General features: G+C 58.0%; 23 protein-coding genes and 1 riboswitch. Of the genes, 7 read left to right on the top strand and 16 right to left on the bottom strand.

All coding sequences use genetic code 11. The features are described from left to right. Positions 1-44 precede the first annotated feature (44 nt). Positions 45-452 carry a hypothetical protein gene (locus ASF69_RS18255; RefSeq protein WP_062589896.1) on the bottom strand — a complete coding sequence of 136 codons (408 nt, stop codon included), beginning with the start codon at positions 450-452 and terminating at the stop codon, positions 45-47. A gap of 130 nt (positions 453-582) precedes the next feature. Here ASF69_RS18255 and ASF69_RS18250 point away from each other — a divergent pair, with 130 nt between their 5' ends. The 4 genes from ASF69_RS18250 to gcvP all read left to right on the top strand — a co-directional run bounded on the left by ASF69_RS18250 (position 583) and on the right by gcvP (position 5,518). After that, entirely contained in the window at positions 583-768 is a 186-nt protein-coding gene (locus tag ASF69_RS18250) for a DUF3008 family protein (RefSeq protein WP_062589895.1), read from the top strand. A 128-nt stretch (positions 769-896) separates the two neighbouring features. Further along, positions 897-984, top strand: a riboswitch (glycine riboswitch). Positions 985-1,136: 152 nt separating this feature from the next. Beyond that, positions 1,137-2,276, top strand: a complete 1,140-nt coding sequence (gene gcvT / locus ASF69_RS18245) for a glycine cleavage system aminomethyltransferase GcvT (RefSeq protein ID WP_062589617.1) — start codon at positions 1,137-1,139, stop codon at positions 2,274-2,276. A 15-nt stretch (positions 2,277-2,291) separates the two neighbouring features. After that, positions 2,292-2,654 (top strand): glycine cleavage system protein GcvH, encoded by a 363-nt coding sequence (gene gcvH / locus ASF69_RS18240; protein ID WP_062589616.1) that lies wholly within the window; start codon positions 2,292-2,294, stop codon positions 2,652-2,654. Further along, positions 2,654-5,518 (top strand): aminomethyl-transferring glycine dehydrogenase, encoded by a 2,865-nt coding sequence (gcvP, locus tag ASF69_RS18235; protein ID WP_062589615.1) that lies wholly within the window; start codon positions 2,654-2,656, stop codon positions 5,516-5,518. Before gcvH ends, gcvP begins: the two co-directional genes overlap by 1 nt. A 54-nt stretch (positions 5,519-5,572) precedes the next feature. Here the strand turns inward: gcvP and ASF69_RS18230 are convergent, their stop codons facing one another. Further along, the gene (locus ASF69_RS18230) at positions 5,573-6,076 is read right to left on the bottom strand and encodes a hypothetical protein (protein ID WP_062589614.1); all 504 of its coding nucleotides are present in this window, start codon (positions 6,074-6,076) and stop codon (positions 5,573-5,575) included. A gap of 149 nt (positions 6,077-6,225) precedes the next feature. Between ASF69_RS18230 and ASF69_RS18225 the strand changes: the two genes are divergently transcribed. Then, positions 6,226-7,482, top strand: coding sequence for an MFS transporter (locus tag ASF69_RS18225; protein WP_062589894.1), 1,257 nt, complete (start codon positions 6,226-6,228; stop codon positions 7,480-7,482). A gap of 49 nt (positions 7,483-7,531) precedes the next feature. Here the strand turns inward: ASF69_RS18225 and ASF69_RS18220 are convergent, their stop codons facing one another. The 5 genes from ASF69_RS18220 to cysG form a co-directional block, all read right to left on the bottom strand. Further along, on the bottom strand, positions 7,532-8,344 hold the full coding sequence (locus ASF69_RS18220; RefSeq protein WP_062589613.1) for a ferredoxin--NADP reductase: 813 nt from the start codon (positions 8,342-8,344) through the stop codon (positions 7,532-7,534). A gap of 169 nt (positions 8,345-8,513) precedes the next feature. Beyond that, positions 8,514-9,020 (bottom strand): DUF934 domain-containing protein, encoded by a 507-nt coding sequence (locus ASF69_RS18215; RefSeq protein ID WP_062589612.1) that lies wholly within the window; start codon positions 9,018-9,020, stop codon positions 8,514-8,516. A gap of 11 nt (positions 9,021-9,031) precedes the next feature. Then, on the bottom strand, positions 9,032-10,702 hold the full coding sequence (locus tag ASF69_RS18210) for a nitrite/sulfite reductase (RefSeq protein WP_062589611.1): 1,671 nt from the start codon (positions 10,700-10,702) through the stop codon (positions 9,032-9,034). A gap of 8 nt (positions 10,703-10,710) precedes the next feature. Next, positions 10,711-11,025: a DUF2849 domain-containing protein gene (locus ASF69_RS18205; RefSeq protein ID WP_062589610.1), complete on the bottom strand. Its 315-nt coding sequence runs from the start codon at positions 11,023-11,025 to the stop codon at positions 10,711-10,713. Further along, positions 11,018-12,478 carry a siroheme synthase CysG gene (cysG, locus tag ASF69_RS18200; RefSeq protein ID WP_244475524.1) on the bottom strand — a complete coding sequence of 487 codons (1,461 nt, stop codon included), beginning with the start codon at positions 12,476-12,478 and terminating at the stop codon, positions 11,018-11,020. Before cysG ends, ASF69_RS18205 begins: the two co-directional genes overlap by 8 nt. Before the next feature lie 232 nt (positions 12,479-12,710). Between cysG and ASF69_RS18195 the strand changes: the two genes are divergently transcribed. Further along, the gene (locus tag ASF69_RS18195; RefSeq protein ID WP_062589609.1) at positions 12,711-13,298 is read left to right on the top strand and encodes a nucleoside deaminase; all 588 of its coding nucleotides are present in this window, start codon (positions 12,711-12,713) and stop codon (positions 13,296-13,298) included. 23 nt (positions 13,299-13,321) lie between these two features. Continuing rightward, positions 13,322-14,158 (top strand): nucleoside triphosphate pyrophosphohydrolase, encoded by an 837-nt coding sequence (gene mazG, locus ASF69_RS18190; RefSeq protein ID WP_062589608.1) that lies wholly within the window; start codon positions 13,322-13,324, stop codon positions 14,156-14,158. Positions 14,159-14,171: 13 nt separating this feature from the next. On the opposite strand, the gene ASF69_RS18185 is transcribed toward mazG, so the two are convergent. The 9 genes from ASF69_RS18185 to dusB all read right to left on the bottom strand — a co-directional run bounded on the left by ASF69_RS18185 (position 14,172) and on the right by dusB (position 26,310). Then, positions 14,172-15,359 (bottom strand): GGDEF domain-containing protein, encoded by a 1,188-nt coding sequence (locus ASF69_RS18185; protein WP_062589607.1) that lies wholly within the window; start codon positions 15,357-15,359, stop codon positions 14,172-14,174. A 185-nt stretch (positions 15,360-15,544) separates the two neighbouring features. After that, on the bottom strand, positions 15,545-16,873 hold the full coding sequence (gene hflX / locus ASF69_RS18180) for a GTPase HflX (protein WP_062589606.1): 1,329 nt from the start codon (positions 16,871-16,873) through the stop codon (positions 15,545-15,547). A gap of 214 nt (positions 16,874-17,087) precedes the next feature. After that, the gene (hfq, locus tag ASF69_RS18175; RefSeq protein WP_003496145.1) at positions 17,088-17,330 is read right to left on the bottom strand and encodes an RNA chaperone Hfq; all 243 of its coding nucleotides are present in this window, start codon (positions 17,328-17,330) and stop codon (positions 17,088-17,090) included. A 188-nt stretch (positions 17,331-17,518) separates the two neighbouring features. After that, positions 17,519-18,895: a Trk system potassium transporter TrkA gene (trkA, locus tag ASF69_RS18170; protein ID WP_062589605.1), complete on the bottom strand. Its 1,377-nt coding sequence runs from the start codon at positions 18,893-18,895 to the stop codon at positions 17,519-17,521. Positions 18,896-18,932: 37 nt separating this feature from the next. Continuing rightward, positions 18,933-20,297, bottom strand: a complete 1,365-nt coding sequence (locus ASF69_RS18165; RefSeq protein WP_062589604.1) for a sigma-54 dependent transcriptional regulator — start codon at positions 20,295-20,297, stop codon at positions 18,933-18,935. Next, positions 20,287-22,557, bottom strand: coding sequence for a PAS domain-containing sensor histidine kinase (locus tag ASF69_RS18160; protein ID WP_062589603.1), 2,271 nt, complete (start codon positions 22,555-22,557; stop codon positions 20,287-20,289). The genes ASF69_RS18165 and ASF69_RS18160 overlap by 11 nt, the downstream gene beginning before the upstream one ends. Before the next feature lie 146 nt (positions 22,558-22,703). Continuing rightward, positions 22,704-24,155 (bottom strand): nitrogen regulation protein NR(I), encoded by a 1,452-nt coding sequence (gene ntrC / locus ASF69_RS18155; RefSeq protein WP_062589602.1) that lies wholly within the window; start codon positions 24,153-24,155, stop codon positions 22,704-22,706. Continuing rightward, a complete protein-coding gene (locus ASF69_RS18150; RefSeq protein WP_062589601.1) occupies positions 24,152-25,297 on the bottom strand; it encodes a nitrogen regulation protein NR(II) in 1,146 nt (381 codons plus the stop codon). The genes ntrC and ASF69_RS18150 overlap by 4 nt, the downstream gene beginning before the upstream one ends. After that, positions 25,294-26,310, bottom strand: coding sequence for a tRNA dihydrouridine synthase DusB (gene dusB / locus ASF69_RS18145; RefSeq protein WP_062589599.1), 1,017 nt, complete (start codon positions 26,308-26,310; stop codon positions 25,294-25,296). Before dusB ends, ASF69_RS18150 begins: the two co-directional genes overlap by 4 nt. Positions 26,311-26,409: the final 99 nt, after the last annotated feature.

Genomic DNA, 26,409 nt, shown 5'->3' with positions numbered 1-26,409 from the left:
ATCGTGCATTTTTTTAGGAAACCCTGTCGGGCTAGTGTCTGGGATCAAGCGAAAGAGGGAGGCGCACGCGCACGTGGTCTTGGATCATCGACATGACGCGCGGCGGCGACCACAAGATTGGGCCGGTTCAGAAGCCAGGCAAATTGCGTCCTCACCCATGAATTTGCATCAGGGGCTGGCAGCAGGATCGAGGATACCAGAAGGCAGGCCTCACAAAACAGCGAGGGCATGTCGGAGTGGTTTGCCCTGCCCCGTTCATGTGCCGTCTGCACACCTGTATGCCCCTCGCAGATCTCTGCAAAACTTCCATCCGGAAGGCGGTAGGATTCGTCCAGGACTACTGTTGTGGCGGCAATTGCGACGGCGGGCTTATGAGCAAAACCAAGCGACAGCATCAGCGTGGCGCATAATATGCGCAGCAGCTTTATCGATGGTGCCGGTTTTTTGCTCATGAAACCTCTCATGCCACGAAGCGATATCGCGCTTTTTGCTGTAAATCAAAGTGCAATTGCGAGAGTGCGGAACCGGTCCGTTAAAAGACACGTTCTTTGCCTGGTCAAAGACAGCAAGGAGGCCGTTTCCATGCCCGCAAAATCCAAGTCCCAACAGAAAGCCGCCGGTGCCGCACTTGCAGCCAAGCGTGGCGACATGCCAAAATCACGTTTACAAGGTGCTTCAAAAAGCATGGCTAAGTCCATGACAGAAAAAGAACTTGAAGACATAGCATCGACTAAGCGCAAGACGCTACCGGAAAAGAAAGACAGTTGAAGCCCACATTGCCTAACCAATGTCGTCCGCGCTGCGGCTCAATTACCTGATGGCGCAAGCTGAACAAAAAACTGTTTCGCTGCGTCATTTGGTCCTTGCCAAGAAAGTGGCTTAGCAGATAATGAGCTTCCATCCCGTTGGGAGAAACCGCTTGAATGCGGTGCCGAAGGAGCAACCGCCCCGGAAACTCTCAGGCAAAAGGACCAACGGATGGGACGGAACTCTGGAGAGAAGCCACCTGCATAAGGACGGCTCGCCGAAGGGATAACAATCTCAGGCGAAAAGGACAGAGGGGGCTCTTGAACCCGGCACTTTTAACAGTGTCATGACATGAGCCCGCGCGGAATCGCGCTACCCTGGAGGCGTTCTTGGCCGATACCGCCGCGCTACAAGTCACCCCGCTTCATTCCCTTCATCTGTCGCTTGGCGCCCGCATGGTTCCTTTTGCGGGCTACGATATGCCCGTGCAGTATCCTGCAGGCGTGATGAAAGAGCACTTGCACACCCGCGCGTCCGCTGGCCTGTTCGACGTCTCCCACATGGGGCAAGTCATCGTGAAAGCAAAGTCCGGCAAGCTGGAAGATGCTGCGCTCGCTTTAGAAAAGCTGGTGCCGGTCGATATTCTGGGCCTGAAGGAAGGCCGCCAGCGTTACGGCTTCTTCACCGATGAAACCGGCGGCATCCTCGACGACCTCATGATTACCAACCGCGGCGACCATTTGTTCGTCGTGGTCAATGCGGCTTGCAAGGACGCCGATCTCAGCCATATGAAAGCGCACCTGTCTGACACGTGCGACGTAACGCTGCTTGAAGACCGCGCCCTCATCGCTCTTCAGGGCCCCCGTGCGGAAGCCGTTCTTGCCGAATTGTGGGCGGGCGTCTCAGGCATGAAGTTTATGGATGTACGCGAAGTGCCGCTGCTGGACGTGCCCTGCATCGTGTCCCGGTCTGGATATTCCGGCGAAGACGGTTTTGAAATTTCCATTCCATCCGATAAGGCCGAAACCATTGCTCGCGCATTGCTGGAGCACCCTGACTGTGAGCCGATCGGTCTTGGTGCCCGCGACAGCCTGCGCCTCGAAGCTGGCCTGTGCCTCTACGGCAACGATATCGACACGACGACGTCCCCCATCGAGGCATCGCTGGAATGGGCAATCCAGAAAGCCCGCCGGACGGGCGGCGATCGCGCAGGCGGCTTCCCCGGTGCCGAACGTATCTTGGGTGAACTGACCAACGGAACCTCCCGTCGTCGCGTGGGTCTGAAGCCGGAAGGCAAGGCCCCGGTGCGCGGCCACGCAAAGCTGTTTGCGGATGCCGAAGGCAAGACGGAACTGGGTGAAGTCACCTCGGGTGGCTTCGGTCCAACCGTCGAAGGCCCGGTTGCCATGGGCTACGTTCCACAGGACTTTGCCGCACCCGGCACAGAGATTTTCGCAGAAGTGCGCGGCAAGTACCTGCCGGTGACCGTCGCCGCCCTGCCCTTCATCACCCCCACATACAAACGCTAATCCGCGGAGATTCCCATGCTGAAATTTACTCAAGAACATGAGTGGCTGAAGATTGAAGGCGACGTCGCCACTGTCGGCATTACCAGCCACGCAGCAGAACAGCTTGGCGACCTCGTCTTCGTTGAACTGCCGGAAGTCGGCTCGACCTTCTCCAAGGATGGCGATGCTGCGACGGTGGAAAGCGTGAAGGCTGCCTCCGACGTTTATTGTCCTCTGGATGGCGAAGTTGTCGAGATCAACCAGGCCATCGTTGAGGATCCGTCGCTGGTCAACTCCGATCCGCAGGGAGCCGGCTGGTTCTTCAAGCTGAAGCTGTCCAATGCAGCCGATGCCGACGCGCTTCTGGACGAAGCCGCCTATAAGGAGCTTATCGCGTAATGACGACTCCCACAGAGTTCCATTTCACCGACTACCAGCCCTACGACTTCGCAAACCGTCGTCACATCGGGCCGTCTCCGTCGGAAATGACGGATATGCTCAAGGTCATCGGCTATAACAGCCTCGATGGCCTCATCGACGCAACCGTGCCGTCCTCCATCCGCCAGAAGACGCCGCTTGCCTGGGGCGCGGCGCTGACGGAGCGTGAGGCGCTTGATCGCCTCCGCGAAACGGCAAACAAGAACAAGGTTCTGACCTCGCTCATCGGTCAGGGCTATTACGGCACGATCACGCCACCAGTCATCCAGCGCAACATTCTGGAAAATCCGGCCTGGTACACGGCCTATACTCCGTATCAGCCGGAAATCTCGCAGGGTCGCCTTGAAGCGCTCCTGAACTTCCAGACCATGATTACCGATCTGACGGGCCTGGATGTTGCCAATGCATCGCTTCTGGATGAGGCGACCGCCGCTGCCGAAGCCATGGCGATGTGCCAGCGCGTTGCCAAGTCCAAGGCAACCGCCTTCTTCGTGGATGAAAATTGTCATCCTCAGACGATTGCCCTCATCGAAACGCGCGCAGAGCCTCTCGGCTGGAAGGTCATTGTCGGCAATCCCTTCACCGATCTCGATCCTGTCGATGTCTTCGGCGCCATCTTCCAGTATCCGGGCACCCACGGCCATGTCAGCGATTTCTCGGGCCTGATTGCCCGTCTGCACCAGACAGGTGCCATTGCCGCCGTGGCCGCAGATCTTCTGGCTCTGACGCTTTTGAAGTCTCCCGGCGAAATGGGCGCAGATATCGCCATCGGCTCGTCCCAGCGCTTTGGCGTTCCGGTCGGCTACGGCGGTCCTCACGCCGCCTACATGTCGGTCAAGGACACCCATAAGCGCAACATGCCCGGCCGTCTCGTCGGCGTGTCGGTCGATGCACGTGGCAACCGTGCTTACCGCCTGTCGCTGCAGACTCGCGAACAGCATATCCGCCGCGAAAAGGCCACCTCCAACATCTGCACCGCGCAGGTGCTGCTGGCGGTCATGGCGTCCATGTACGGCGTTTTCCACGGACCGCAGGGCATCAAGGCCATTGCCCAGCAGACCCACCAGAAGGCCGTGCTGATGGCCAAGGGTCTCGAAAAGCTCGGCTACAAAATTGAACCTGAAACCTTCTTCGACACCATTACGGTCGATGTCGGTCACATGCAGGCTCTCATCTTGCGGGCAGCCGTGGCCGAAGGTGTAAACCTTCGCAAGGTTGGCTCCACCAAGATCGGCATGAGCCTTGACGAGCGTACACGGCCTGCCACGCTAGAGGCAGTGTGGCGTGCATTCGGCGGAAACTTCTCGATTTCAGATTTCGAGCCCGAATACAGACTGCCAAAAGATCTATTGCGTACAAGTGCTTACATGACGCACCCGATCTTCCACATGAACCGCGCCGAAAGTGAGATGACCCGCTATATCCGCCGTCTTTCGGACCGCGATCTGGCGCTTGACCGCTCTATGATCCCGCTCGGTTCATGCACTATGAAGCTGAATGCGACGGCTGAAATGCTGCCCATCACCTGGCCGGAGTTTTCCGACATCCACCCCTTCGTGCCAGCCGATCAGGCGCTGGGCTACAAGGAAATGATCGATGACCTCTCGGCCAAGCTTTGCCAGGTCACCGGTTATGACGCCTTCTCCATGCAGCCCAATTCAGGTGCGCAAGGCGAGTATGCGGGGCTTCTGACCATCCGCAACTACCACCTTGCCCGTGGCGATACCCATCGCGACGTGTGCCTCATTCCAACCTCGGCGCATGGCACCAACCCTGCCTCAGCGCAGATGGTGGGTATGCGTGTGGTTCCTGTTCGCGCCATGGAAAACGGCGATATCGATATCGAGGATTTCCGTGCAAAAGCAGAGCAGTACGCGGAAAACCTCTCGTGCTGCATGATCACCTATCCGTCCACTCACGGCGTGTTTGAAGAAACCGTGCGCGAGATCTGCGATATCACGCACACGCACGGCGGACAGGTCTATCTTGACGGCGCCAACATGAACGCCATGGTCGGTCTTTCCCGCCCCGGCGACATCGGCTCGGACGTTTCCCACCTCAACCTGCACAAGACCTTCTGCATTCCGCATGGCGGCGGTGGTCCCGGCATGGGCCCAATCGGCGTCAAGGCACATCTTGCCCCATACCTGCCCGGCCATCCGGCCAGCGACGGACGCACAGGCGCGGTTTCCGCCGCACCCTTCGGGTCGCCCTCGATCCTGCCGATCTCCTGGAGCTACTGCCTGATGATGGGTGGCGAAGGGCTGACGCAGGCAACCAAGGTCGCGATCCTGAATGCGAACTACATCGCCGCCCGCCTGAAGGGCGCCTATGACGTTCTCTACAAGTCTCAGGCCGGACGCGTGGCGCATGAATGCATCATCGACACACGGCCGCTGAACGAAAGCTGTGGCGTAACGGTGGATGACGTAGCCAAGCGTCTGATCGACTGCGGTTTCCACGCACCCACCATGAGCTGGCCGGTTGCGGGAACGCTGATGGTTGAGCCAACGGAATCCGAAACCAAGGCCGAACTCGACCGCTTCTGCGATGCGCTTCTCGCCATTCGCGAGGAAGCACGCGACATCGAGGAAGGCCGCTCGGACAAGCTCAACAATCCCTTGAAGAACGCCCCACACACTGTCGAAGATCTCGTCGGTGAATGGGACCGTCCGTATTCTCGGGAAAAGGGCTGCTTCCCACCCGGCGCTTTCCGCATCGACAAATACTGGTCGCCCGTCAACCGTATCGATAACGTCTACGGTGACCGCAACCTCGTCTGCACCTGCCCGCCGATGAGCGAATACGCGGAAGCCGCAGAGTAAAGCCAAAATAAAACTGGCCCGCCATTGGCGGGCCAGTTCAAACATATGGTGCGGTTAGCGGGTCAGATTGATGTCTGCCGTCACCACCGTCGGACCACCTGCGCCATCCTTGTCGGTCGTGCGCAATCGCAGTCCGCTGTTACCAACCTTCGTAATCGTCATGGCAGCCTCACGGTCTCCATTAATGTCCCGCGTCCAGCGAATGGCGAGGTTGATGGAGTTGCCGTTGCGGCTGCCCGACAGCGCCGATGGACGTCCGGACGGTCCGACATAGTTTCCGCGGTAGCGCGGTCCGTTGGCACTGAGGTCGGCCGAAATCGCCCGCCGTACCACGACCAGTCCCCGGCATGTTCCGTTCATGCGCAAGGATGGACCAGAAGCGGCGGAATCGAACGTGCAGTTCACCTTGATGGGGCGCGCACCGATGCGGGTTGTAACGGTACCCGTGCCTTTCCAGCTGCCTTTCAATGTAGACAGAAACTGGGCCTCGTCGGCCATGGCAGGAGGCGCGACAAGCGCCGTCGCGAGTGCAATGATGGATATCAGTCTGCGATTCATGCGCGTGTTCCTTGTTGTGAGGTCCGAACGCCCTGCAGTCTCGAATGTTCCGCAACGGTGAAAGTTATAGGGGCTAGCAACCTAAATCGGGCAGGCGCGTTTTTCGGCAGCCCGCCCCACCTGTCTCCCGGAGATCCTCAGTGACAACAATCACCAAACCTGTCCATGCGGCCGGTCGCCCCGCTGAGGGATCACCTCAGCGAGGGATTTCGGACCGCTCGCTTTTTGCTCTGGCACTGCTCAATTTCTTCCTCGCAGACGCGCGAGACGGCCTTGGACCATTCCTCGACGCCTTCCTCGCGACCAACGGCTGGTCGGCCATGCAGCTTGGCCTCATCGCCACCGTTGGCGGATTGGTCGGTCTGGTTGCGACGCCTCTTTGTGGCGCGCTGGTGGATGGCTCAAGCTGGAAGCGGGCATTGATCGCGCTGCCGGTGGTGCTGGTGACGATCGGCGCACTGATCACTCTCATCTTCACCAATGAGGTGGTGGTCTGGACGGGGCAGATCATGACCGCCGTTGTCGGCGCGGTCATCGGACCTGCACTCGCAGGCCTGACGCTTGGCCTTGTTGGCGAAAAGATGTTTTCCGGGCAGATATCCCGCAACGAGTTCTGGAATCATGGCGGCAACTTCGTGTCGCTGTTTGCGACCTATTTTGCGGTGACCGCATTCGGTATCAATGGCGTCATCGGACTGATGATCGTCACCGCGCTTGGTGCCCTCGCAGCCATCTCCGCAATCGATCCTGACCGGATCGATCACAAGGTGGCCCGCGGTCTTGCCCAGGACAAGGGCGAGCCGGGCCCTTCCGGCTTCAGGGTATTGGTGAAAGAGCGCGGACTGATCTTTCTCTCAATCATCCTGCTGATCTTCCATTTCGGCAACGCACCGATGGGCCGCCTGCTCGCGCAGGATTTCGCCATAGAACTGAACACGCCGTTTCGCACAACAGCCATCATCACCGGCGTTGCCCAGTTCGCCATGATTTTCGTCGCGGCCCTTGCGCCATGGCTCATCCGTCGCTTCGGGCTATCTTCCGTTTTCATTCTGGCGTTGATGGCACTGCCCATACGCGGTGTCCTCGCCGCATCCTTCGACAGCTTCTGGGTCATCTACCCTGTACAGCTTCTGGATGGCATCGGCGCTGGTCTTCTTGGAATTGCCACGCCGGTTGCGGTGGAACGCATATTGAAAGGCACCGGCCGCTTCAATGTCGGGCTTGCAAGCGTCATGACCGTTCAGGGCATTGGCGCATCTCTCAGCAATGGCGTGGCCGGCTGGCTGACCACCAAGGGCGGCTATGCGCTATCGCATCTCGTGGGAGGCGGCATTGCTGCCATCGCCATCGTTATGTTCCTGATCTACCGGCACGAGATTGCGCCAAAACAGGCCACAGACGGCTGAAACAAAAAGGAGGCCTTGCGGCCTCCCAATTTCTGTCTGCGGTGAACGATCAACCGACGAATGCGCGCTCGATGACGAATTCGGCTGGCTTGTTGTTTGCACCTTCGGTTAGTCCGGCTTTTTCAAGCAGCGCTTTCGTATCCTTGAGCATGGCCGATGAGCCGCAGATCATGCCGCGATCGACAGCAGGATCGAAAGCTGGAACGCCAAGGTCCGCAAACATCTTGCCATTTTCGATAAGATCGGTGATGCGGCCCGTAAAAGCGTAGTCCTGCCGGGTAACAGTCGCGTAATGCTTCAGCTTGTCGCCCACAAGCTCGCTTAGGAACTCGTGGTTCTTGATTTCGTCAACCAGATCGAAGCCATATTTCAGTTCGGCCACATCCCGGCATGTATGCGTCAGGATGACTTCCTCGAACTTCTCATAGGTTTCCGGATCGCGGATCAGGCTTGCGAAAGGCGCTATCCCGGTGCCGGTCGAGAACATGTAGAGACGCTTGCCGGGGGTCAGCGCGTCAAGCACAAGGGTGCCTGTTGGCTTCTTGCGCATGAGGACCGTGTCACCGGGCTTTATCTGTTGCAGATGCGATGTCAGCGGGCCATCGGGCACCTTGATGGAGAAGAACTCCAGTTCCTCGTCCCAGGAAGGGCTGGCAATAGAATAGGCCCGATAGATCGGCTTGTCGCCAACCATCAGGCCTATCATCGCAAATTCACCCGACCGGAAGCGGAAACCGGCGGGGCGTGTCATACGAAAACGGAACAGGTGATCGGTGTAGTGCTCCACGGAAAGCACTGTTTCGGCATAGACGCCGTCAGGGATTTTCGCTGCAAATTCTTCCGTCTTGGCTGGAGCGTTCATTCTCTATCCGTCCGTTTTCACATTCTGTGCCATATTGAGCAGATGGGAAATATACCATCCGAACCGGGTTTTGAAGGCACAGGAAAATCATTGTAGCCATGCGCGCGGAAATATGTACTCAAAACTCATATTTCCGCACAATGTCGCATATCGCCGCATGGCGATCAGCTCACACCGCAGCGCGGCGACGCCAGCTATATCCCTCGCCCGCAGGCGCTGCCTTTGCAGCAGGCTGATAATGCTCGTCAATCCCGGGAAGCCGGTTCTGCGAAAGCCGACGGATCGCTGTCTCATTGGTCACGGCAAAGCTGTCGAAGCCCGTCCGTAACATCAGTGGCACCTGGTCAATCAGGACATCTCCCACCGCACGCAATTCGCCCGTATAATTCAGGCGCGTGCGCAACAGCGACGCATGGCTGAACCCACGGCCATCGTTGAATGCCGGGAAGCTGACCGCAACCAGACCAACGCGGTCAATGAAGGGGCGCAGCCGCTCTACATCATCGGCTGGCTTGATGAGAACACCAAGGCCGACATCATTGCTTTCTTCTGCGCGGGCAACAAACGCATCCAGGTCAAGAATGGCCTTTTGCCCGTCCTGCGCCTTGACTTCCTCTGTTTCGACGATCCATGGATCATCGCCCACGAAGCCGCTCTCGTTCCAAATCTTCGTCATGATACTGGTCCTTACGCGGCTGCGGCGGTTGCCGGATAGAGCGCTTCCTTGAAAGGCTGCGCGCCAACGCGACGATAGGCTTCAAGGAAGGTCTCTTCTTTGGAAAGACGCAAGCCGAGATAGGTATCGACAATGGTTTCCACCGCGTCCGTCACCTTCTCCGGCTCAAACCCGCGCCCGATGATTTCGCCGATGGACGAGTTCTCATCGCCTGATCCGCCAAGCGTGATCTGGTAGAGTTCCGCGCCCTTCTTCTCCACACCCAGAAGCCCGATATGGCCGACATGGTGGTGACCGCAGGCATTGATGCAGCCGGAAATCTTGATCTTCAACTCGCCGATTTCTGCCTGCCGCTCAGGCGATCCAAAGCGGTTGGAGATTTCCTGCGAAACCGGAATGGAGCGCGCATTGGCAAGCGCGCAGTAATCCAGCCCGGGACAGGCAATGATATCGGTGATCAGACCTGCATTGGCGGTAGCGAGGCCAGCGCCCTGCAGCGCACGGTAGACCGGCTCCAGATCAGCCAGCGCAACATGCGGCAGGATGATATTCTGCTCATGGCTGATGCGCAGCTCATCCAGCGCATATTCCTCGGCAATATCAGCAACGATCTCCATCTGCTCGTCGGTCGCATCACCCGGAATGCCACCGATGGGCTTCAGCGAAACCGTGACCATGCCGTAATCGGGGTGCTTGTGCGGCTGCACGTTCTGGTCCACCCAGCGCGCGAACTCGGCATCCGCCTTTTTCCAGCGCGCAACGCTCTCCCAACCTTCCGGACGCTCTTTCAGCGAAGGCATCGCGAAATAGGATGTGATTGCGGCGATGTCGGCATCCGGCAGCTTCAACTCGCCGTTTTTCAACTGGGCGAATTCGGCTTCGACCTGACGCGCCAGTTCTTCAGCACCGGTTTCGTGCACGAGAATCTTGATGCGTGCCTTGTACTTGTTGTCGCGGCGGCCATGTAGATTGTAAACGCGCATGATGGCAGTCGTGTAGGACAAGAGATCTTCTTCCGGCAGGAAGTCCTTGATCTTCTTGGCGATCATTGGCGTTCTGCCCTGCCCGCCACCGACGTAAACGGCAAAGCCGATCTCGCCATTGTCATTCTTCTTCAGATGCAGCCCGATGTCGTGGACCTGGATGGCCGCGCGGTCGCGCTCGGCACCCGTCACGGCAATCTTGAACTTGCGCGGCAGGAAGGAAAATTCCGGATGGACGGAAGACCATTGGCGCAATATCTCGGCGTAAGGACGCGGATCGGCAACCTCGTCAGCTGCCGCACCGGCAAAATGGTCTGCCGTCACGTTGCGGATACAGTTGCCCGATGTCTGAAGTGCGTGCATCTCGACGCTAGCAAGCTCGGCCAGAATGTCCGGCGTATCGGAAAGCCGCGGCCAGTTGTACTGGATGTTCTGCCGCGTGGTGAAATGGCCGTATCCACGGTCATATTTGCGCGCGATATGGGCAAGCATCCGCATCTGCTTCGAATTGAGCGTGCCATAGGGAATGGCGACGCGCAGCATGTAGGCGTGAAGCTGAAGATAGACACCGTTCATCAGGCGCAGCGGCTTGAACGCGTCCTCGGCGAGTTCACCGGACAGGCGCCGTTCCACCTGATCACGGAACTGCTCAACGCGGCCCTGAACGAAAGCGTGGTCGAACTCATCGTAGCGATACATGATATTCCTCAGACTGCGATAAAAGCTGCGTCCGCTGGCTTGAAGCCATCGGCATAATGCATGGTTGGGCCCGCCGCGCGAATGCGTTCGCGCAGCCTGATTGGCCAGAGCTGGCCGTTTTCTTCGGACACATCGACGATGTTCACATCCACCACCTTGTTGGCAGAGAAATCGCGCTTGCCGATTTCTTCCAGCGAAGCTTCTGCCTCGGCATGGCGTGCAACCAGGGCCGACTGAAGATCTTCCGACCACTGGCCGCTTGCGTCGAGCCAGACGGCGATGCCATCGCTCAGACGATTGGCCGTCAAAACCTTGTCAACCATTTGCATACTCCTGTTTCAGGTCAGATGGCGCCCCTGCGAGGGACAGCGCTTCCGACCGGCCTAAATTCGCGCCTGCCACGGCATCTCCGATGATGACCATGACCGGGCCGGTCAATTCATCGCGATGCTCGAGAGCAGGCAAGTCCCTCAAGGTGCCGTGCATCAGACGGCGATATGAGCGGCTGGCATTCTCGATAACCGCAACCGTCGTATCAGCGTTCAATCCGGCACTCATCAATCGGGTCGCAACCGAGGCCGCCACGGAACGCCCCATATAGACAGCAATCGTTGCGCCGGACACAGCAAGGCGCGCCCAGTCGGGCAGGATGTCACCCGCCAGATCATGTCCGGTCGTGAAAATCAGCGAGGATGCAACGCCGCGCAATGTCAGCGGAAGCTCGAAATCTGCTGCCGCAGCAAAGGCGGAGGTGATGCCCGGCACGATTTCATAACCGATACCCGCTTCCCGAAGCGCCGCCATCTCTTCTGCCGCACGACCATACACCAATGGGTCGCCGGACTTCAGACGCACGACGCGTTTGCCCTCTTGTCCCAGCGACACCAGAAGCTTGTTGATGTCGGACTGGGACTTGGAATGACAGCCCTTGCGCTTGCCGACCGACAGCCGCTCCGCGTCGCGGCGGCCCATATTGACGATCTCCAGCGGCACCAGCGCGTCATAGACGATGACATCCGCCTGCATCAGGACGCGCTGCGCCCGCAACGTTAGCAGATCCTCGGCACCCGGGCCTGCACCGACAAGCCAGACATAGCCTTCCGGCCGTTCAGGAGTGGCAAGAAGTTGCTCTGCCGCCTTATGCGCCGCTTCGATATCATTCAGGGCAACAGCATCGGCGACGCTGCCCGAAAAGAAACGACGCCAGAAATTGCGGCGCAAGGCTCCTTTGGTGATATTCTGTTCGGCTGCATCCCGATACTCGACAGCCAGACGCGCAAGCCGGCCAAGCGACGGCGCCAGCATCTGGTCGATACGCGCGCGAACGATCTGGCCGAGCACGGGGCCCGCCCCTTCCGTGCAAATGGCAACGGAAAGCGGCGCACGCGCGACTAGGCCAGGCGTGTAAAAATCACAGTAGCCGGGCTGGTCGACGGCGTTTGCCGGGATAGACCGTGCCCTCGCGGCGTCCACGATCTCGCGATCAAGCGCTTCATCGCCCGTTGCCGCAAATACGAGCACCATCCCGTCCAGCAGATCGGCAGAGAACGGTATGGCGTGATGCTTTACCTTGCCCTGCCCCAGCAGCGCGGCATAATCGTCCTGCGGCGCATCCGAGAACGCAAGAATATCGGCGCTCGTATTGAGCAGCAGGCGTACCTTCGCAAAGGCCTCATCGCCATTGCCAAAAACGGCCACAGGCTTTCCCTCCACCTTGAAAAAGGCAGGAAAAGTCGTAAGCCGATGGTCAGCTTTATCTGAGGGGTCTTGCAGCATTCCCATAATATGTCCGATCAAGCATGAGGAATGAAGGTACAGAAATTCGCTTGCCATATTGCAGTAGATTTTTATTTCTCGGCAAGCGCTGATTTGGAGGAAAACAAACCGCGGTGACGTATTCGTCACGCTGTTGTAATTCCACACATATTCTTCAAATATTGTTTATTTTATCAGCAGTTTCGGCAATAAACCGTCCAACAAACAGGCATCACGGAAGTGGAAAGAAAATTTGGCTGAGAACACAATAGCATCGCGATTGCTTGACGTCATCGAGAACGACATTCTGCCCCTCACCACGCAGGGCGTTGCACAGGGCAACAAGGTTTTCGGAGCGGCGATCCTGCGCAAATCCGATCTGTCGCTGGTGCTGGCTGAAACCAACAACGAGCTGGAAAATCCACTCTGGCATGGAGAGGTCCATGCGCTGAAGCGTTTCTACGAACTGGGAGAGAAGCCCGCCACGCGCGACCTCATTTTCCTGTCCACCCATGAACCCTGCACCATGTGCATGTCGGCGATAACCTGGGCAGGTTTCGACAATTTCTATTCCTTCTTCAGCCATGAAGATTCCCGTGATGCTTTTGCCATTCCGCACGATCTGAAGATTCTGAAAGAGGTTTTCGGTCTTGAGCCCGGCGGCTATCGCCGCAACAACGCGTTCTGGAATTCCTTCTTTATCGCCGATTTGGTGGAAACCGAGAATGAGCCGCTCAAATCCGGACTTCTGGCACAGACTGCCCGAATAAAGGCCGCCTATAATGCGCTTTCCAGCACCTATCAGTCATCCAAAGACGACAACGCCATTCCCTTGAACTGACCGGCAACAGAAAGCACGACAATATGGAAGCCTCGAAGGATATCTCTCGCCTCATCGAGATCATGAAAGCGTTGCGGCAGCCGGATACTGGCTGCCCGTGGGACATTGTCCAGACGTTCGAAACCATCAAGCCTTACACCATCGAGGAAGCCTACGAGGTGGCCGATGCGATAGAGCGAAAGGATATGGATGATCTGTGCGAGGAACTCGGCGACCTGTTGCTGCAGGTCGTGTTTCATTCGCGTATCGCCGAGGAAGAGGGAAAATTTTCGTTCGGAGATGTCGTTCAAGCCGTGACCGCAAAGATGATCCGTCGTCACCCGCATGTCTTTGCCGCTTCTGATGCCGACACGCCCGAAACCGTGAAGGTGCAATGGGATGAGATCAAGGCTCAGGAAAAGCGCGACCGTGCAATCCGGCGTGCCGCAGGCGGCATCAGCGAGGATTTCAAGGCCGGGTTTCTGGGCTCGGTCCACCGCACGCAACCGGCGCTGACGGAAGCGTTGAAACTGCAGGAACAGGCGGCGCGTGTCGGCTTCGATTGGTCCGAACCTGAACCGATCCTCGACAAGATCGAGGAGGAAATCAGGGAATTGCGCGAGGCCATGGCGGGCGGCAACCCTGCAAAGGTGAAAGACGAGTTGGGTGACCTGATCTTCGCACTCGTCAATATCGGCCGCCACGTGAAGGCTGATCCGGAAAATGCCCTTCGCGGAACCAACACGAAGTTCCGCCGCCGCTTCCGTCACATCGAAACATCGCTCGCGCAATCAGACGAAACACTGGAAGGCGCGACGCTTGAGAGAATGGAAGATCTTTGGCAGGCGGCAAAGGAAATTGAACGGCAGCTCGGCGATTGAGGCTGACTTCGCCTTAACTTGCGTGGCGAACCCTCGTTGTTGCCGAGGAATCTGCCGAAAAATCTTCGGGCCGGTACACGGTCAGCCTGTCTCGCCCGGAGGCCTTGGAAGCATACAGCGCCATATCCGCCAGCTTCATCAAAGCATGTGGCGTGCAGTGCTTTTCTTCGCAAACCGCCAGGCCCATGCTCAAGGTGGCCACGACCTTCTGATCTTCTATGGGATGTCGTATGGCGCTAACGGACTGTCGAGCCCTGTCAGCCAGTGACATCGCGTCTTCCAGCCCCGTTGCGGGCATGAAGAGGATGAATTCTTCGCCGCCAAACCGCGCGAAACTGTCATTTGGCCTTATCCGCTGCGATAATTCCCTTGCAACACGCACAAGCACCTCATCGCCAGCCAGATGACCAAAGCCATCATTGATGCGTTTGAAATGATCGATGTCGATCATCACGATCGCATCGCCCTGCCGCATCTGCTCCGGAAGGCGCAGAGAGAAGGAGCGCCGGTTGTGTACACCGGTCAGAACATCGAGATCGGCCAGCCGCCGCAGCCCCTCCTCCGCCCGCTCCTTTACCAGCGCCAGAACAAACACGGCGATCGCGAAATGGCAGACGATGGAAACGAAGAATGCGTTTCTGGCGGAAACGAAGGTGATATCCGGAAAGAGGATACCCACGAACACGAGCGCACTCAAAAATGCAGCAAACGCAATCGTGCCTGCCAACGCCTTTCTGACGGGAAGCGGCTCGATCAGCCTGTCGGTATAAACCGTGTAGGCAGCGGCAAAAAGCAGGGATGCAGCGGTAATCTGGAAGACACAGGTTCTCACCTGCATGGATACATAGAGACCCGAGAAGAACAATCCCGCACACACTGAGACCGGTAGCAACAGCACCAGCCACTCCCTGCGTTTGCGGGCCTGTGTGCTGATCCTGCACATGCCGATCCAGAAAAGCGAATAGCCCACAAGCCCGGCAAAATTGCCGGCAAGCGCTAACACATATTCAAGTCCCTGGAATGCCTTGCCAACGCTGACCAAGGTCGATGACATCGCAACGAGAAAGAAGCCGATGGCCAGAAAACCGAGGCCGACGCTTTCTCGCGATTGAGACCGAACATATAGAAAGCACAGCGCAGCCACGAAAAAGGAAAGCTTGTGCAGAAGCAAAACTGTCGGCAAATCAAGGGGGTGCAGCATGTACGTCGGCTCATGAGAATTCGATCACATTATCACACGCCGACGATTACGGAACCCTAACAAGAAAGGGACAATTGATTGCATCTAACGCATAACTGATATGCAATAAAATGATCCGAGGAGTGGCCTCACCTACAGCGCGGGTCCATAACCATGCATATCAAGCCAACGGCCCTTCAAGGGCGCTACCGTTCCCAGTCCTCGACAACAGGCTTCTGATTCTTGCCAAGTCGCTGCTCGAGCTCAAGCGTCTGCGCTTCGGAAAGCCGCACATCAAGCGTGACGGACCCATCCTCATTGTCTTCGCGGGCGTCGACAACAGCGTTGTTGTAGACCCATGGCAGGAATTGCAGCTGATCGGCAGTCAGGACCACCGTCGTTTCCGTCAGCACACCTGAAAGCCTGCGCGAAATCTCCTCCATCAACGCATCGACGCCCTCGCCCGTGATGGCGGAGACGGCGCGCACGTTGGCGCGGCCCTCTGCCTTGTGCATGATGGCGTCATGGGTTTCCGCATCCAGCCTGTCGACCTTGTTCCACACTTCGACGATGCGCTCATCTGCCACTTTCTCGTCAATGCCGAGATCGCTGAGAATCCGCATGACATCGGCAGACTGTGCGCCGTTGTCAGGGTCGGCCATATCGCGGACATGGAGAATGAGATCGGCTTCCAGCACCTCTTCCAGCGTGGCACGGAACGCGGCAACAAGATGGGTCGGCAAATCAGAAATGAAGCCCACCGTATCCGACAAGATGACTGTGCGGCCATGTGGCAGCTTCATGCGTCGCAAGGTCGGGTCCAGCGTGGCAAACAGCATGTCTTCTGCCAATACGCCTGCACCGGTGATGCGGTTGAACAGCGTGGATTTGCCAGCGTTCGTATATCCTACCAGTGCCACGATGGGGTGCGGAACCTTACGGCGCTTGGCACGGTGAAGCTGGCGTGTCCGCACGACCTGTTCCAGCTCTCGTTCAAGCCGAACGATACGCTCCTGCAACAGCCGACGGTCGGCCTCGATCTGGGTTTCACCGGGACCACCCATGAAGCCCGCGCCACCGCGCTGACGCTCAAGGTGGGTCCAGCTTCTGACGAGGCGGCCCTTTTGGTAATTGAGGTGGGCGAGGTCCACCTGCAGCGTGCCTTCCTTGGTGGAAGCACGGCGACCGAAGATTTCAAGGATGAGACCGGTGCGGTCGATAACCTTGGAGTTCCACTGCTTTTCGAGATTGCGCTGCTGGACCGGGGTCAGCGGGTGATCGATGATCACAAGGCCGGAATTGGTCTCTTCAAGAAGATGGCCGATTTCCTCGATCTTGCCCGTACCGAAAAGCGTTGCTGGCCGCGGCTGATTGACAGGCACGATCAAGCCTTCGGAAATATGCAGGTCGATGGCAAGCGCCAGACCCTTGGCTTCCTCGAGCTTTGCCTCCATGGAGCGCGGCGGCGTGGTGGCGGAGGCATCTTTCGGGTTACGTCCCTGTTTCAAAACCGGGATGATGACCACCGCGCGCATATCGTCCCGGCGCTTTTCGAGCTCAGGAATAATGGATTCATTCGATGTGTCGCGCGTAGAAATGTGCCCGCACCTTTCCGATATTTGAGAAATCAATAGGCCGAACGGATGCCGTTACGATGAAAGCCTATTACGCAAAACAACGGACCCTCGCTAAGGTTCCGTTGCTCGCAAGTTCAATACTGTGCTGAACGACCTGTGGTTGAACGCGCTGTTACGCCGCGCCCTCTTCCGATTCGAACATCTGCATTGGCTGGCCCGGCATGATCGTGGAAATCGCGTGCTTGTAAACAAGCTGCGAGTGCCCGTCCCGGCGCAGCAGAACACAGAAGTTGTCGAAAGATGTAACAACACCGGTGAGCTTGACGCCGTTGATCAAGAAAATAGTCAACGAAATCTTCTGCTTGCGTACAGTGTTGAGAAAAAGATCTTGCAGGTTTTGAGAACGTTCCGCCATGGCGCCGATTCTTTCTTTTTTGCCCGGATGGGAGACCGGGAAATAAACAATCAATAATAGGACCGGTTGAACCTTGCCCCCCGTCAGCCGATCTGAAACTCTGGTATCAAATCACGATCTGTTCCGCAATGTCGAAAAACTTACCCGGATTTAGTGGGATAGGCTTTTTCCCTTTCAAACCCAATGTATTAGAAATATTGAATAGATACACGGAATAGCTGTTCCACTTCCCGCACGACATGGGCCGAGGCAAAAAGGATGACACGGTCTTTCGCCTTGATTTTCGTGTTTCCGTCCGGACGAATGACTTTCTTGTCGCGGTAGATGACGCCGATGCGGATTCCCTCTGGCAGATCCAGATCACGCAGGGCCTGGCCTACCAGCGGTGACGTTTCCAAGGCTTCCGCCTCTATGATCTCGCCATTGCCCCTCTGCACCGCATAGACGGAACGGATGCGCCCTTTTCTGACGTGTTGCAGCACGCGCGAGATCGTCACCGCCCGGGGATTGATGTAGGCATCGAGCGAAAGCGATTTTGCCACATCATGAAACGATGGTCCGTTGAGCAGCGCCAGGTTGGATTTGCAGCCCATCTGCTTTGCCATGACGGCACCCAGAATGTTGGTCTGATCATTGTTCGTCAACGTCACGATCAGATCGGCATCCTGGATATCGGCCTGATGAAGGATTTTCTGGTCGAGCACAGAGCCGTTCAGCACGATGGTCGTGTTCAACTTCTCGGATGCGGCGATTGCTCGCTCGCGGTCCGACTCAATGATCTTGACGCGCGTCTTTGGCTGGAGGCTTTCAATGGAACGGGCGACATATTGTCCGATGTTGCCACCGCCGGCGATAACGATGCGGCTCGCTTCCTTTTCCTCATGACCGAAAAGGCCAAGCGTTCGGCGCGCATGTTGCTGCTGGCAAATGACATAGGCGAGATCGCCGGTCCGCAACTGCTCCGATGAGTCGATCGCCTTCAGATGGCCGTTGCGATAGACGCCAACGACTGTCGCCACGAGGTCCGGAAACAGATGACTGAGCTGCTGCAGCGGCGTGTTGACGACCGGGCAATCCTCCATGCATTCGATTGCCAGCATATAGACGTTGTCATCGGCAAAGCGAACGACATCCGTTGCGCCAGGAAAGGCGATGCGCCGCAAGACCATCTTGCCGACCTCGATTTCTGGCGAAATCGTCACGTCGATGGACATGTTTTCACGGCTGAACAGGTCGCCATATTCAGGCGCCAGATAACTCTGGTCCCTGATACGCGCGACCTTCGTCGGCACGCTGAACAAGGCGTGAGCCACCTCGCAGGCAACGATGTTGATCTCGTCATAGAGCGTGACGGCGATGATCATGTCGGCCTGATCGGCCCCGGCCTTGGCCAGCATGTCGGGATGCGCGCCATGGCCGACATAGCCGCGCACATCGAGGGTTTCGGTGATCGCCGAAATCAACGCCGCCGAAGTATCAATGACCGACACGTCATTGTCTTCGCGAGACAATTGCTCCGCAATGCCGTAACCCACCTGGCCTGCGCCGCAAATGATGACTTTCATACGCTCTCTCTAGACCGTGAATCGCAACTGCGGATCGTTATACGCCGAGCGATTTCAATTTGCGATGCAGGGCCGAGCGTTCCATGCCGACAAATTCCGCCGTTCGCGAAATATTGCCGCCAAACCGGTTGATCTGCGCAACGAGATAGTCCCGCTCGAACATTTCCCGCGCTTCGCGCAGAGGAAGAGTCATGATGTGCTGGTCACCCTGCGCGGCAATCTTGGGCAACATGTCGCCGATATCGGCGGGCAACATATCGGCGGAAATCGGCGCATCGCCGCCTTCCGGACGTGCCAGAATCATCAGGCGCTCGATATTGTTGCGCAACTGCCTGATGTTGCCAGGCCAGTCATGGGTCTGCAGCACGGCCATCGCATCATCGCCAATCTTGCGCGGACGGATGCCCGCCTGCTCCGAGATCTGCCGCATGAACATATCCACGAGAAAGGGAATGTCCTCACGGCGCTCGGACAGGGCCGGCACCTTGACTGGAACGACGGCCAGCCGGTGATACAGATCCTCGCGAAACAGGCCGTCAGCGATCAGCCCTTCAAGATTATGCGCCGTCGATGAGATGATGCGCACATCGACCTTCACGCGCTTGCCGCCGCCGACACGCTCGAATTGCTGGTCAACGAGAACGCGCAGGATCTTGTTCTGCGTCTCTCGCGGCATTTCACCGACCTCATCGAGGTAAAGAACACCCCGATGCGCCTCCTCGAGTGCACCAACCTTACGCGGCTGTCCCGGCAGGCCCTCAGTGCCGAAAAGGGCAATCTCCATGCGATCAGGCGTGATGGTTGCGGCGTTGAGTGCAACGAATGGTCCCGTCGCGCGCGAAGACTTCTTGTGAATCATGCGCGCCACAAGTTCCTTGCCGGAACCGGATGGACCCAAAATCATGATGCGGCTGTTGGTGGGCGAAACGCGGTCGATGGTCTGGCGCAGCTGAGATACAGCCAGCGATGCACCGATCAGTTCAACGGCATCGCCGGTGCGTTTCTTCAACTCGGAAACCTCGCGTTTCAGCTTGGAATTTTCGAGTGCACGCTCTGCAATCAGAATGAGGCGGTCAGCCTTGAACGGCTTTTCGATGAAGTCGAAAGCGCCTCTTTTGATGGCATTGACCGCAGTTTCGATATTGCCGTGACCGGAAATCATCACCACAGGCAGCTCGGGGTGACGGCTCTTGATCTCGTCAAGCAGAGCCAGACCGTCCAGCTTGCTGCCCTGCATCCAGATGTCGAGGAATATCAGGCGCGGAACGCGCTCCGAAATGGCCGCAAGCGCACTGTCGCTATCGAACGCCATGCGTGTCTCATGGCCCTCGTCGGACAAGATGCCTGCGACGATCTCGCGAATATCCGCTTCGTCATCCACGACCAGAATATCAGACGCCATATGCAACTTCCTTGTCTAGTTCGCTGCTCGCCACTTCAATGCGCGGCAACAGCACTCTGATCATGGCGCCGTGGCCATGATCGAAATCGGCGGGTGCATCATGCAGCTCCAGATGACCGCCGTGTTCTTCAATAATCTTCTTGACGATGGCGAGACCGAGACCCGTGCCCTTTTCCCGCATCGTCATGTAAGGTTCCAGAATGCGGTGACGGTTCTCGACGGGCAGGCCGCGACCATTATCGATCACCTCGGCCACGAAGCGGTTGTTCTCTTCGTCAAAGAACGCCTTCACAAGGATCTTGCCCGCGCGCGGGTCGTCGCCCGTTTCGACGGAATCGATGGCCTCGGTCGCATTCTTGATGAGGTTGCCGAAGGCTTGCCCCAGCATACGCGCATCGAACATGCCTTCCAGCGGCTCATCCCCAAGCTCGGTGCTGAAGCTGACATGCGCCGCACCCATTTCCCGCAGGAATGTGGCGTCCTTGAGAATGACGCGCAGATCGGACATTTCCTTCGTCGGCTTCGGCATTCGTGCGAAAGCCGAGAACTCATCGACCATACGTCCGATATCACCGACCTGCCGAACGATGGTATCCGTGCATTGATCAAAGACGGTACGATCCGCTTCGTCAGTGATCTGCTTGCCGAAGCGCCGCTTGATGCGCTCTGCGGACAGCTGGATGGGCGTTAGCGGGTTCTTGATTTCATGCGCGATGCGTCGCGCAACCTCAGACCATGCAGTCGAGCGCTGAGCGATCACGAGGTCGGTGATATCGTCAAGCGTGATGACGTAGGACTCATGGCCATCACGCGCATCTTCGCGCGTTACCTGCACATTGAGCGTACGCTCCTTGCCGCGCCTGATGATGTTGATCTGGTGGCGGAAATCCATGCGCGCAGACGCAGCCGCCTCGGTCACGACATGTTCGATTTCCGGCGCGACCTCCACCAGCGGAGACCCTACCAGCCTCTCTGAAGACACGGCCAGGAACTCCTCGGCAGACGGGTTGGCGATGGTGATGTTTCGATGCTCGTCAACGCCGATGACGGCAGCCGTGACGCCCGACAGCACCGCTTCGATGAAGCGGCGGCGGTTGTCGATGTCATCCTTTGCCTCGATGATTTCGTCCTGCTGACTGCGGATTTCGGAGATCATCTTGTTGAATGTCCGGGCCAGACGACCAACGTCGCCGTCCACGGCGCGCACGGGAACCAGCACGTGCATGTTGCCCATGGCAACACTGTCTGCGGCGCTGATCAGCAGCCGGATGGGGCGCACGATGCGGTCGGCCACGGCAATCGCCGTCCAGATTGCGGCCAAAAGCACGATCAGTGCAAAGCCAAGGTAGAGAATGGCGAAGGCGATCTGCAGCGGCGCGCGCCCGGCCTCCATGGCGTTATATTCGGCGCGGTTTTCTTCCATCAGCCGCATGGCAGACATGACCTTGGGGTCAACAGCGCGCACGGTATACAGAAACGTGCCGCCAATGCCCTCAAGTTTGATGATGGCCCCCACGAGATTGGTCACACCGGGAGGAATAAGGGTTGGCTGGCCTGCGCCCGCCTTTTCCAATGCATCCTGCGGGATAGCGGGAAGCGGCCGCTCTGTCTTGATATCGGCCTGCACCACGGCATCGCCATCTTCCTGCACAAGAAACGCACCCAGAAGCCCGCGCCCCTTGGCCTGCCGGGTCATCAACTCAACGAAGCCGGTGCGATCCAGATAGAAAAGCGCCCGATTGCGGTCGAGGTCGGTTGCCATGGACAGCGTCTGGCCCTGCAGATAGCCCGCATTCTCAAGCATGTAGGCTTGCGCAATATTGCTGGAGGAATCCACGATTGCCTGTGTGCGAAGCGCAAACCAGCGATCCAGCCCCACATTCAGCGTGATACTCGCAAAGATAGCCACCAGAACGGCTGGCGTGATGGCGACGATGGAGAACAGAGCAACGATGCGAACGTGCAGTCTGGCCGCCGCCCTGCCCCGGCGTCTTGCCTTCATCAACCGGCTGATCTCACGCCCGATCAGATACATCAGGCCGATGACGAAGAGAGAGTTGATGACAACAGAGGCGATGACGACATTTGTCGTCGGCGCAATCGGGGTCAGGCCAAGCAGCACGAAAAGCGTGAGCATGGCGCAGACCAGCGCAACACCGGCAAGCACGAGCCCCGGGAAAGCAAACGACATGCGTCGGTCAGCAATGACTATATCGGCCGCCGCACGGTCCGAAGCCCTATCGGTGACAGGTTTGCGCATCGATCATTTTCCCATGCCACTCTGTGCGGCATCATTTTCTTGAAGAGAGAGAACGCGATCCGTACCCTGACGAATCTACGCTCCCGTGATTTTCAAGCAACACTTTGTGGCGAAAATGCAACGACACCTATAACTTGTCAACACGCTCAGGCGGTTCTTGAACTGCGATACACAGATACGCCCAGCTCCCGGATCTTCTTGCGAAGCGTGTTGCGGTTCAGGCCAAGCAGGTCGGCTGCCTTGATCTGGTTCCCGCGTGTAGCCGTCAATGCAGCGAGAATCAGCGGATACTCCATTTCGCGCAAGACGCGATCATAGAGGCCCGGGGGCGGCAGGCTTTCCCCGAAACCGGAGAAATAGTCCCGCATATTTTCTTCGACAGCCTGGGATATGGTCATCGATCCATTGCGCACGGCGGTGCGGTCAATAGGACTGTCAGGCACATCAGATTGCAACTCCTGCTCGATGATTTCGCGGGTGATGACTTCCTGTGGATAAAGCGCCATCAGACGACGGATGAGGTTTTCCAGCTCGCGCACGTTGCCCGGCCAGGCATAGGCTTTCATCAGCTCCAGGGCTTCGGTCTCGAAGCGCTTGCCCTCCAGCCCCTCCTTCTCGCCAGTCTGGATGAAATGGCGAACGAGGTCCGGAATGTCTTCCGCACGATCCCGCAAGGGCGGCAGACGAAGCGGTACCACGTTGAGGCGGTAATAGAGATCTTCACGGAAAAGACCCTGATTGATGGATGTCTTCAGGTCCTTGTTGGTCGCGGCGACGATGCGGACATCGGTGCGAATGGGCGTGCGACCGCCAACCGTCGTGTATTCGCCCTGCTGCAGAACACGTAAGAGCCGCGTCTGCGCATCCATCGGCATATCGCCGATTTCATCGAGAAACAGCGTTCCGCCCTCCGCCTGCTCAAAGCGGCCCGTGGAACGGTTCTGTGCGCCTGTAAACGCGCCTTTCTCATGGCCGAAAAGTTCCGACTCAATAAGGTCACGTGGAATAGCGGCCATGTTGATCGCCACGAAGGGACCGTTGCGACGCTTGCCGTAATCATGCAGCGCGCGTGCTACCAGTTCCTTGCCGGTGCCGGACTCGCCGGTAATCATCAGCGTCAGGTCCGTCTGCATCAGGCGGGCCAGCACGCGGTAGATTTCCTGCATTGCGGCGGAACGGCCCACAAGCGGCATTCCGTCCTGCATATCATCGTCAAGCTTGGCCGGTTTGCGCTTCGGCTCGGACAGGGCTCGACCAATGATGGCGATGAGCTCGGTCAGATCGAAGGGCTTTGGCAGATAGTCATAGGCGCCCTTTTCAGAGGCCTTGATGGCTGTCATGAAGGTGTTTTGCGCGCTCATGACAAGAACGGGCAGATCCGGGCGCGCTTTCTTGATGCGCGGCAGAAGATCGAACGCGTTTTCGTCCGGCATGACGACATCGGTAACAACCAGATCGCCCTCACCGGCAGACACCCAGCGCCACAGCGTTGCGGCGTTGGAGGTGATGCGCACGTCGTACCCGGCACGGCTGAGCGCCTGATTGAGGACGGTGCGGATTGCCGCATCATCATCGGCCACAAGAATCGTTGCTGTCATCGATTTGGTCCTGTCGGGTTCGGCAAAATGCTGTCGTCTGCCACGACCTCGGTCGAGACGGGCATCAATACGCGGAAGGTCGTGCGGTGGTTCTGGCTATCGCATTCCACGATGCCGCCATGGGCACCGATGAGTTTGGCGACAAGTGCCAGGCCAAGGCCGGAGCCGTTGGTCTTTGTTGTAATGAACGGATCGAACAGATGTGGCAGAAGGTCCGCAGGCACACCTGGGCCATTATCGTGAACGCAGAATTCCAGCGGCAGCGAAATGCGCTCCCGCGTTCCCGCCACGGAAAGCCTTATTCCCGGACGGTAGGCCGTCGTCAGCATGACTTCGCCGTCTGGCTGATTGCCCACGGCTTCGGCAGCATTCTTCACGAGGTTGAGGAAGACCTGCACCAACTGGTCCCTGTTGGCATAGACCGGCGGCAGGGACGGGTCGTAGTTCTCGCTGATCTTGATGTTGCGAGCAAAGCCGGCCTTCGCCACGGCTTTGACGTGATCAAGAACAGAGTGGATGTTGATGGGCATTCGGTCGACCGGTCGCTCGTCGGAGAATATCTCCATGCGGTCGACCAGAGAGACGATGCGGTCTGTCTCGTCGCAGATCAGCCGGGTCAGTGCACGGTCTTCGTCCGGCACCGAGGTTTCCAGCAACTGGGCCGCACCGCGTATGCCGGAGAGCGGATTCTTGATCTCATGCGCCAGCATGGAGGCAAGGCCGGTCACCGAACGGGCTGCCGCGCGATGCGTCAACTGCCGGTCGATCTTGTCTGCCATGGAGCGTTCCTGAAACACCACCACGACCGAACCCGGCTCGCTGACGACAGGCGCGACATAGAGATCCACCAGCTTGTCCTGCCCCAGACGTGGCGACGAAAGATCGACCCGGTATTCGTTGACGGGCGCGCGGCGCTCCCGTACCTGATCGATCAGCGCCAGCAAAGGACTGCCGAAGGGAATGAAGGTGGAGATACGGTAGCGGGCAAGATGCGTCGCGCTTGCACCGAAAAAAGCTTCCGCTTCCCAGTTGGCAAAGGCCACGAAACCTTCGCCATCCACAAGGATGACGGGGTTCTGAACCGCATTGAGAACGGCCATCGCAAGCGCGTTGCCGCCGGGCGCTGTGGGTTCGGCGCTCATGCGGCCTTCCTCGCGGACAGACGTTCCGCGCCCTGCTGCAGGGCACTTCGCAGCAACGCGACAACCTGCCCCGTGTTTTTCGATGTCATGATAGCAACCTTGTCATCTGTCTTCATGTCCGGCGCAAAGCGATCCAGGTACCAGCCTAAATGTTTGCGCGCGTGACGAAGCCCGGCTTCGATGCCGTAAAACTCCAGCATCATTTCATAGTGTTCCACCGCGATATCCGCGATCTCTCCGGGAGCAGGTGGCGCGTGACCGGCAAGAACAGCAGGCAGCCAGGGCTGCCCCTGCGCCCCTCGCCCCACCATCACGGCATCCGCACCGGAGCGGCGCAATATTTCCAATGCATCCGTCGATGTCTCGACATCGCCATTGGCGATCAGCGGAACGGAAATGACGTCACGAACGGCCTTGATGGCGTCCCAGTCCGCACGCCCTTCGTAAAACTGCATCCGCGTGCGCCCGTGGATGGTGATGAGCTTTACGCCAGCCGCCTGCGCGCGCGCTGCAATTTCCGGAGCGTTGATGGAATCGCTATCCCAACCAAGCCGCATTTTCAGCGTCACCGGCACATCCACGGCCTTTACCGTCGCCTCGATGAGGCTGAGCGCGTGATCCGGCTCGCGCATCAGCGCCGATCCGGAATATCCGCCTGTCACCTTCTTTGCCGGACAACCCATATTGATATCGATGATGCCTGCGCCATTATCCGCCGAAATCTTGGCCGCTTCCGCCATCCAGTAGGCTTCTCGCCCGGCAAGCTGGACCATATGCGGAACCATGCCCGCGTTCTTCAGCCGCGCCCAGGACTCACCACGGTTGGCAACCAGCTCGCGGCTGGCAACCATTTCGGTTACCACCAGCCCTGCCCCAAACCGCCATGCCAGCCGGCGAAACGGCAGATCCGTCACCCCGGACATAGGCGCAAGCACAGACCGGTTACGAATGGTAACGGAACCAATATCGAAGGGGTCTGAGAGCGCGGGCAAAGTCAAATGGTGATCTTTCATGCATTTTTGAATATTGCATTATTTTTAGACAGCGTTTGCGTCGTTGCCAAGCACTTTCGCACAGAATTTCCGTGTTTTTCGCAACTGCGTTTTACGGCG

Source organism: Rhizobium sp. Leaf311, assembly GCF_001423445.1.
In the GTDB taxonomy this organism is placed as follows: Bacteria; Pseudomonadota; Alphaproteobacteria; order Rhizobiales; family Rhizobiaceae; genus Agrobacterium.
Note: the sequence above shows the minus strand (reverse complement) of the source record. Positions and strands in the feature narration are given on the sequence as shown.

Bases quoted from the DNA above. Each gene is read 5' to 3' on its own strand.
- ASF69_RS18255 (WP_062589896.1), bottom strand. From the start codon at position 452: ATGAGCAAAAAACCGGCACCATCGATAAAGCTGCTGCGCATATTATGC.
- ASF69_RS18250 (WP_062589895.1), top strand. From the start codon at position 583: ATGCCCGCAAAATCCAAGTCCCAACAGAAAGCCGCCGGTGCCGCACTT.
- gcvH (WP_062589616.1), top strand. From the start codon at position 2,292: ATGCTGAAATTTACTCAAGAACATGAGTGGCTGAAGATTGAAGGCGAC.
- gcvP (WP_062589615.1), top strand. From the start codon at position 2,654: ATGACGACTCCCACAGAGTTCCATTTCACCGACTACCAGCCCTACGAC.
- ASF69_RS18230 (WP_062589614.1), bottom strand. From the start codon at position 6,076: ATGAATCGCAGACTGATATCCATCATTGCACTCGCGACGGCGCTTGTC.
- ASF69_RS18220 (WP_062589613.1), bottom strand. From the start codon at position 8,344: ATGAACGCTCCAGCCAAGACGGAAGAATTTGCAGCGAAAATCCCTGAC.
- ASF69_RS18215 (WP_062589612.1), bottom strand. From the start codon at position 9,020: ATGACGAAGATTTGGAACGAGAGCGGCTTCGTGGGCGATGATCCATGG.
- ASF69_RS18210 (WP_062589611.1), bottom strand. From the start codon at position 10,702: ATGTATCGCTACGATGAGTTCGACCACGCTTTCGTTCAGGGCCGCGTT.
- ASF69_RS18205 (WP_062589610.1), bottom strand. From the start codon at position 11,025: ATGGTTGACAAGGTTTTGACGGCCAATCGTCTGAGCGATGGCATCGCC.
- cysG (WP_244475524.1), bottom strand. From the start codon at position 12,478: ATGCTGCAAGACCCCTCAGATAAAGCTGACCATCGGCTTACGACTTTT.
- mazG (WP_062589608.1), top strand. From the start codon at position 13,322: ATGGAAGCCTCGAAGGATATCTCTCGCCTCATCGAGATCATGAAAGCG.
- ASF69_RS18185 (WP_062589607.1), bottom strand. From the start codon at position 15,359: ATGCTGCACCCCCTTGATTTGCCGACAGTTTTGCTTCTGCACAAGCTT.
- hflX (WP_062589606.1), bottom strand. From the start codon at position 16,873: ATGCGCGCGGTGGTCATCATCCCGGTTTTGAAACAGGGACGTAACCCG.
- hfq (WP_003496145.1), bottom strand. From the start codon at position 17,330: ATGGCGGAACGTTCTCAAAACCTGCAAGATCTTTTTCTCAACACTGTA.
- trkA (WP_062589605.1), bottom strand. From the start codon at position 18,895: ATGAAAGTCATCATTTGCGGCGCAGGCCAGGTGGGTTACGGCATTGCG.
- ASF69_RS18165 (WP_062589604.1), bottom strand. From the start codon at position 20,297: ATGGCGTCTGATATTCTGGTCGTGGATGACGAAGCGGATATTCGCGAG.
- ASF69_RS18160 (WP_062589603.1), bottom strand. From the start codon at position 22,557: ATGCGCAAACCTGTCACCGATAGGGCTTCGGACCGTGCGGCGGCCGAT.
- ntrC (WP_062589602.1), bottom strand. From the start codon at position 24,155: ATGACAGCAACGATTCTTGTGGCCGATGATGATGCGGCAATCCGCACC.
- ASF69_RS18150 (WP_062589601.1), bottom strand. From the start codon at position 25,297: ATGAGCGCCGAACCCACAGCGCCCGGCGGCAACGCGCTTGCGATGGCC.
- dusB (WP_062589599.1), bottom strand. From the start codon at position 26,310: ATGAAAGATCACCATTTGACTTTGCCCGCGCTCTCAGACCCCTTCGAT.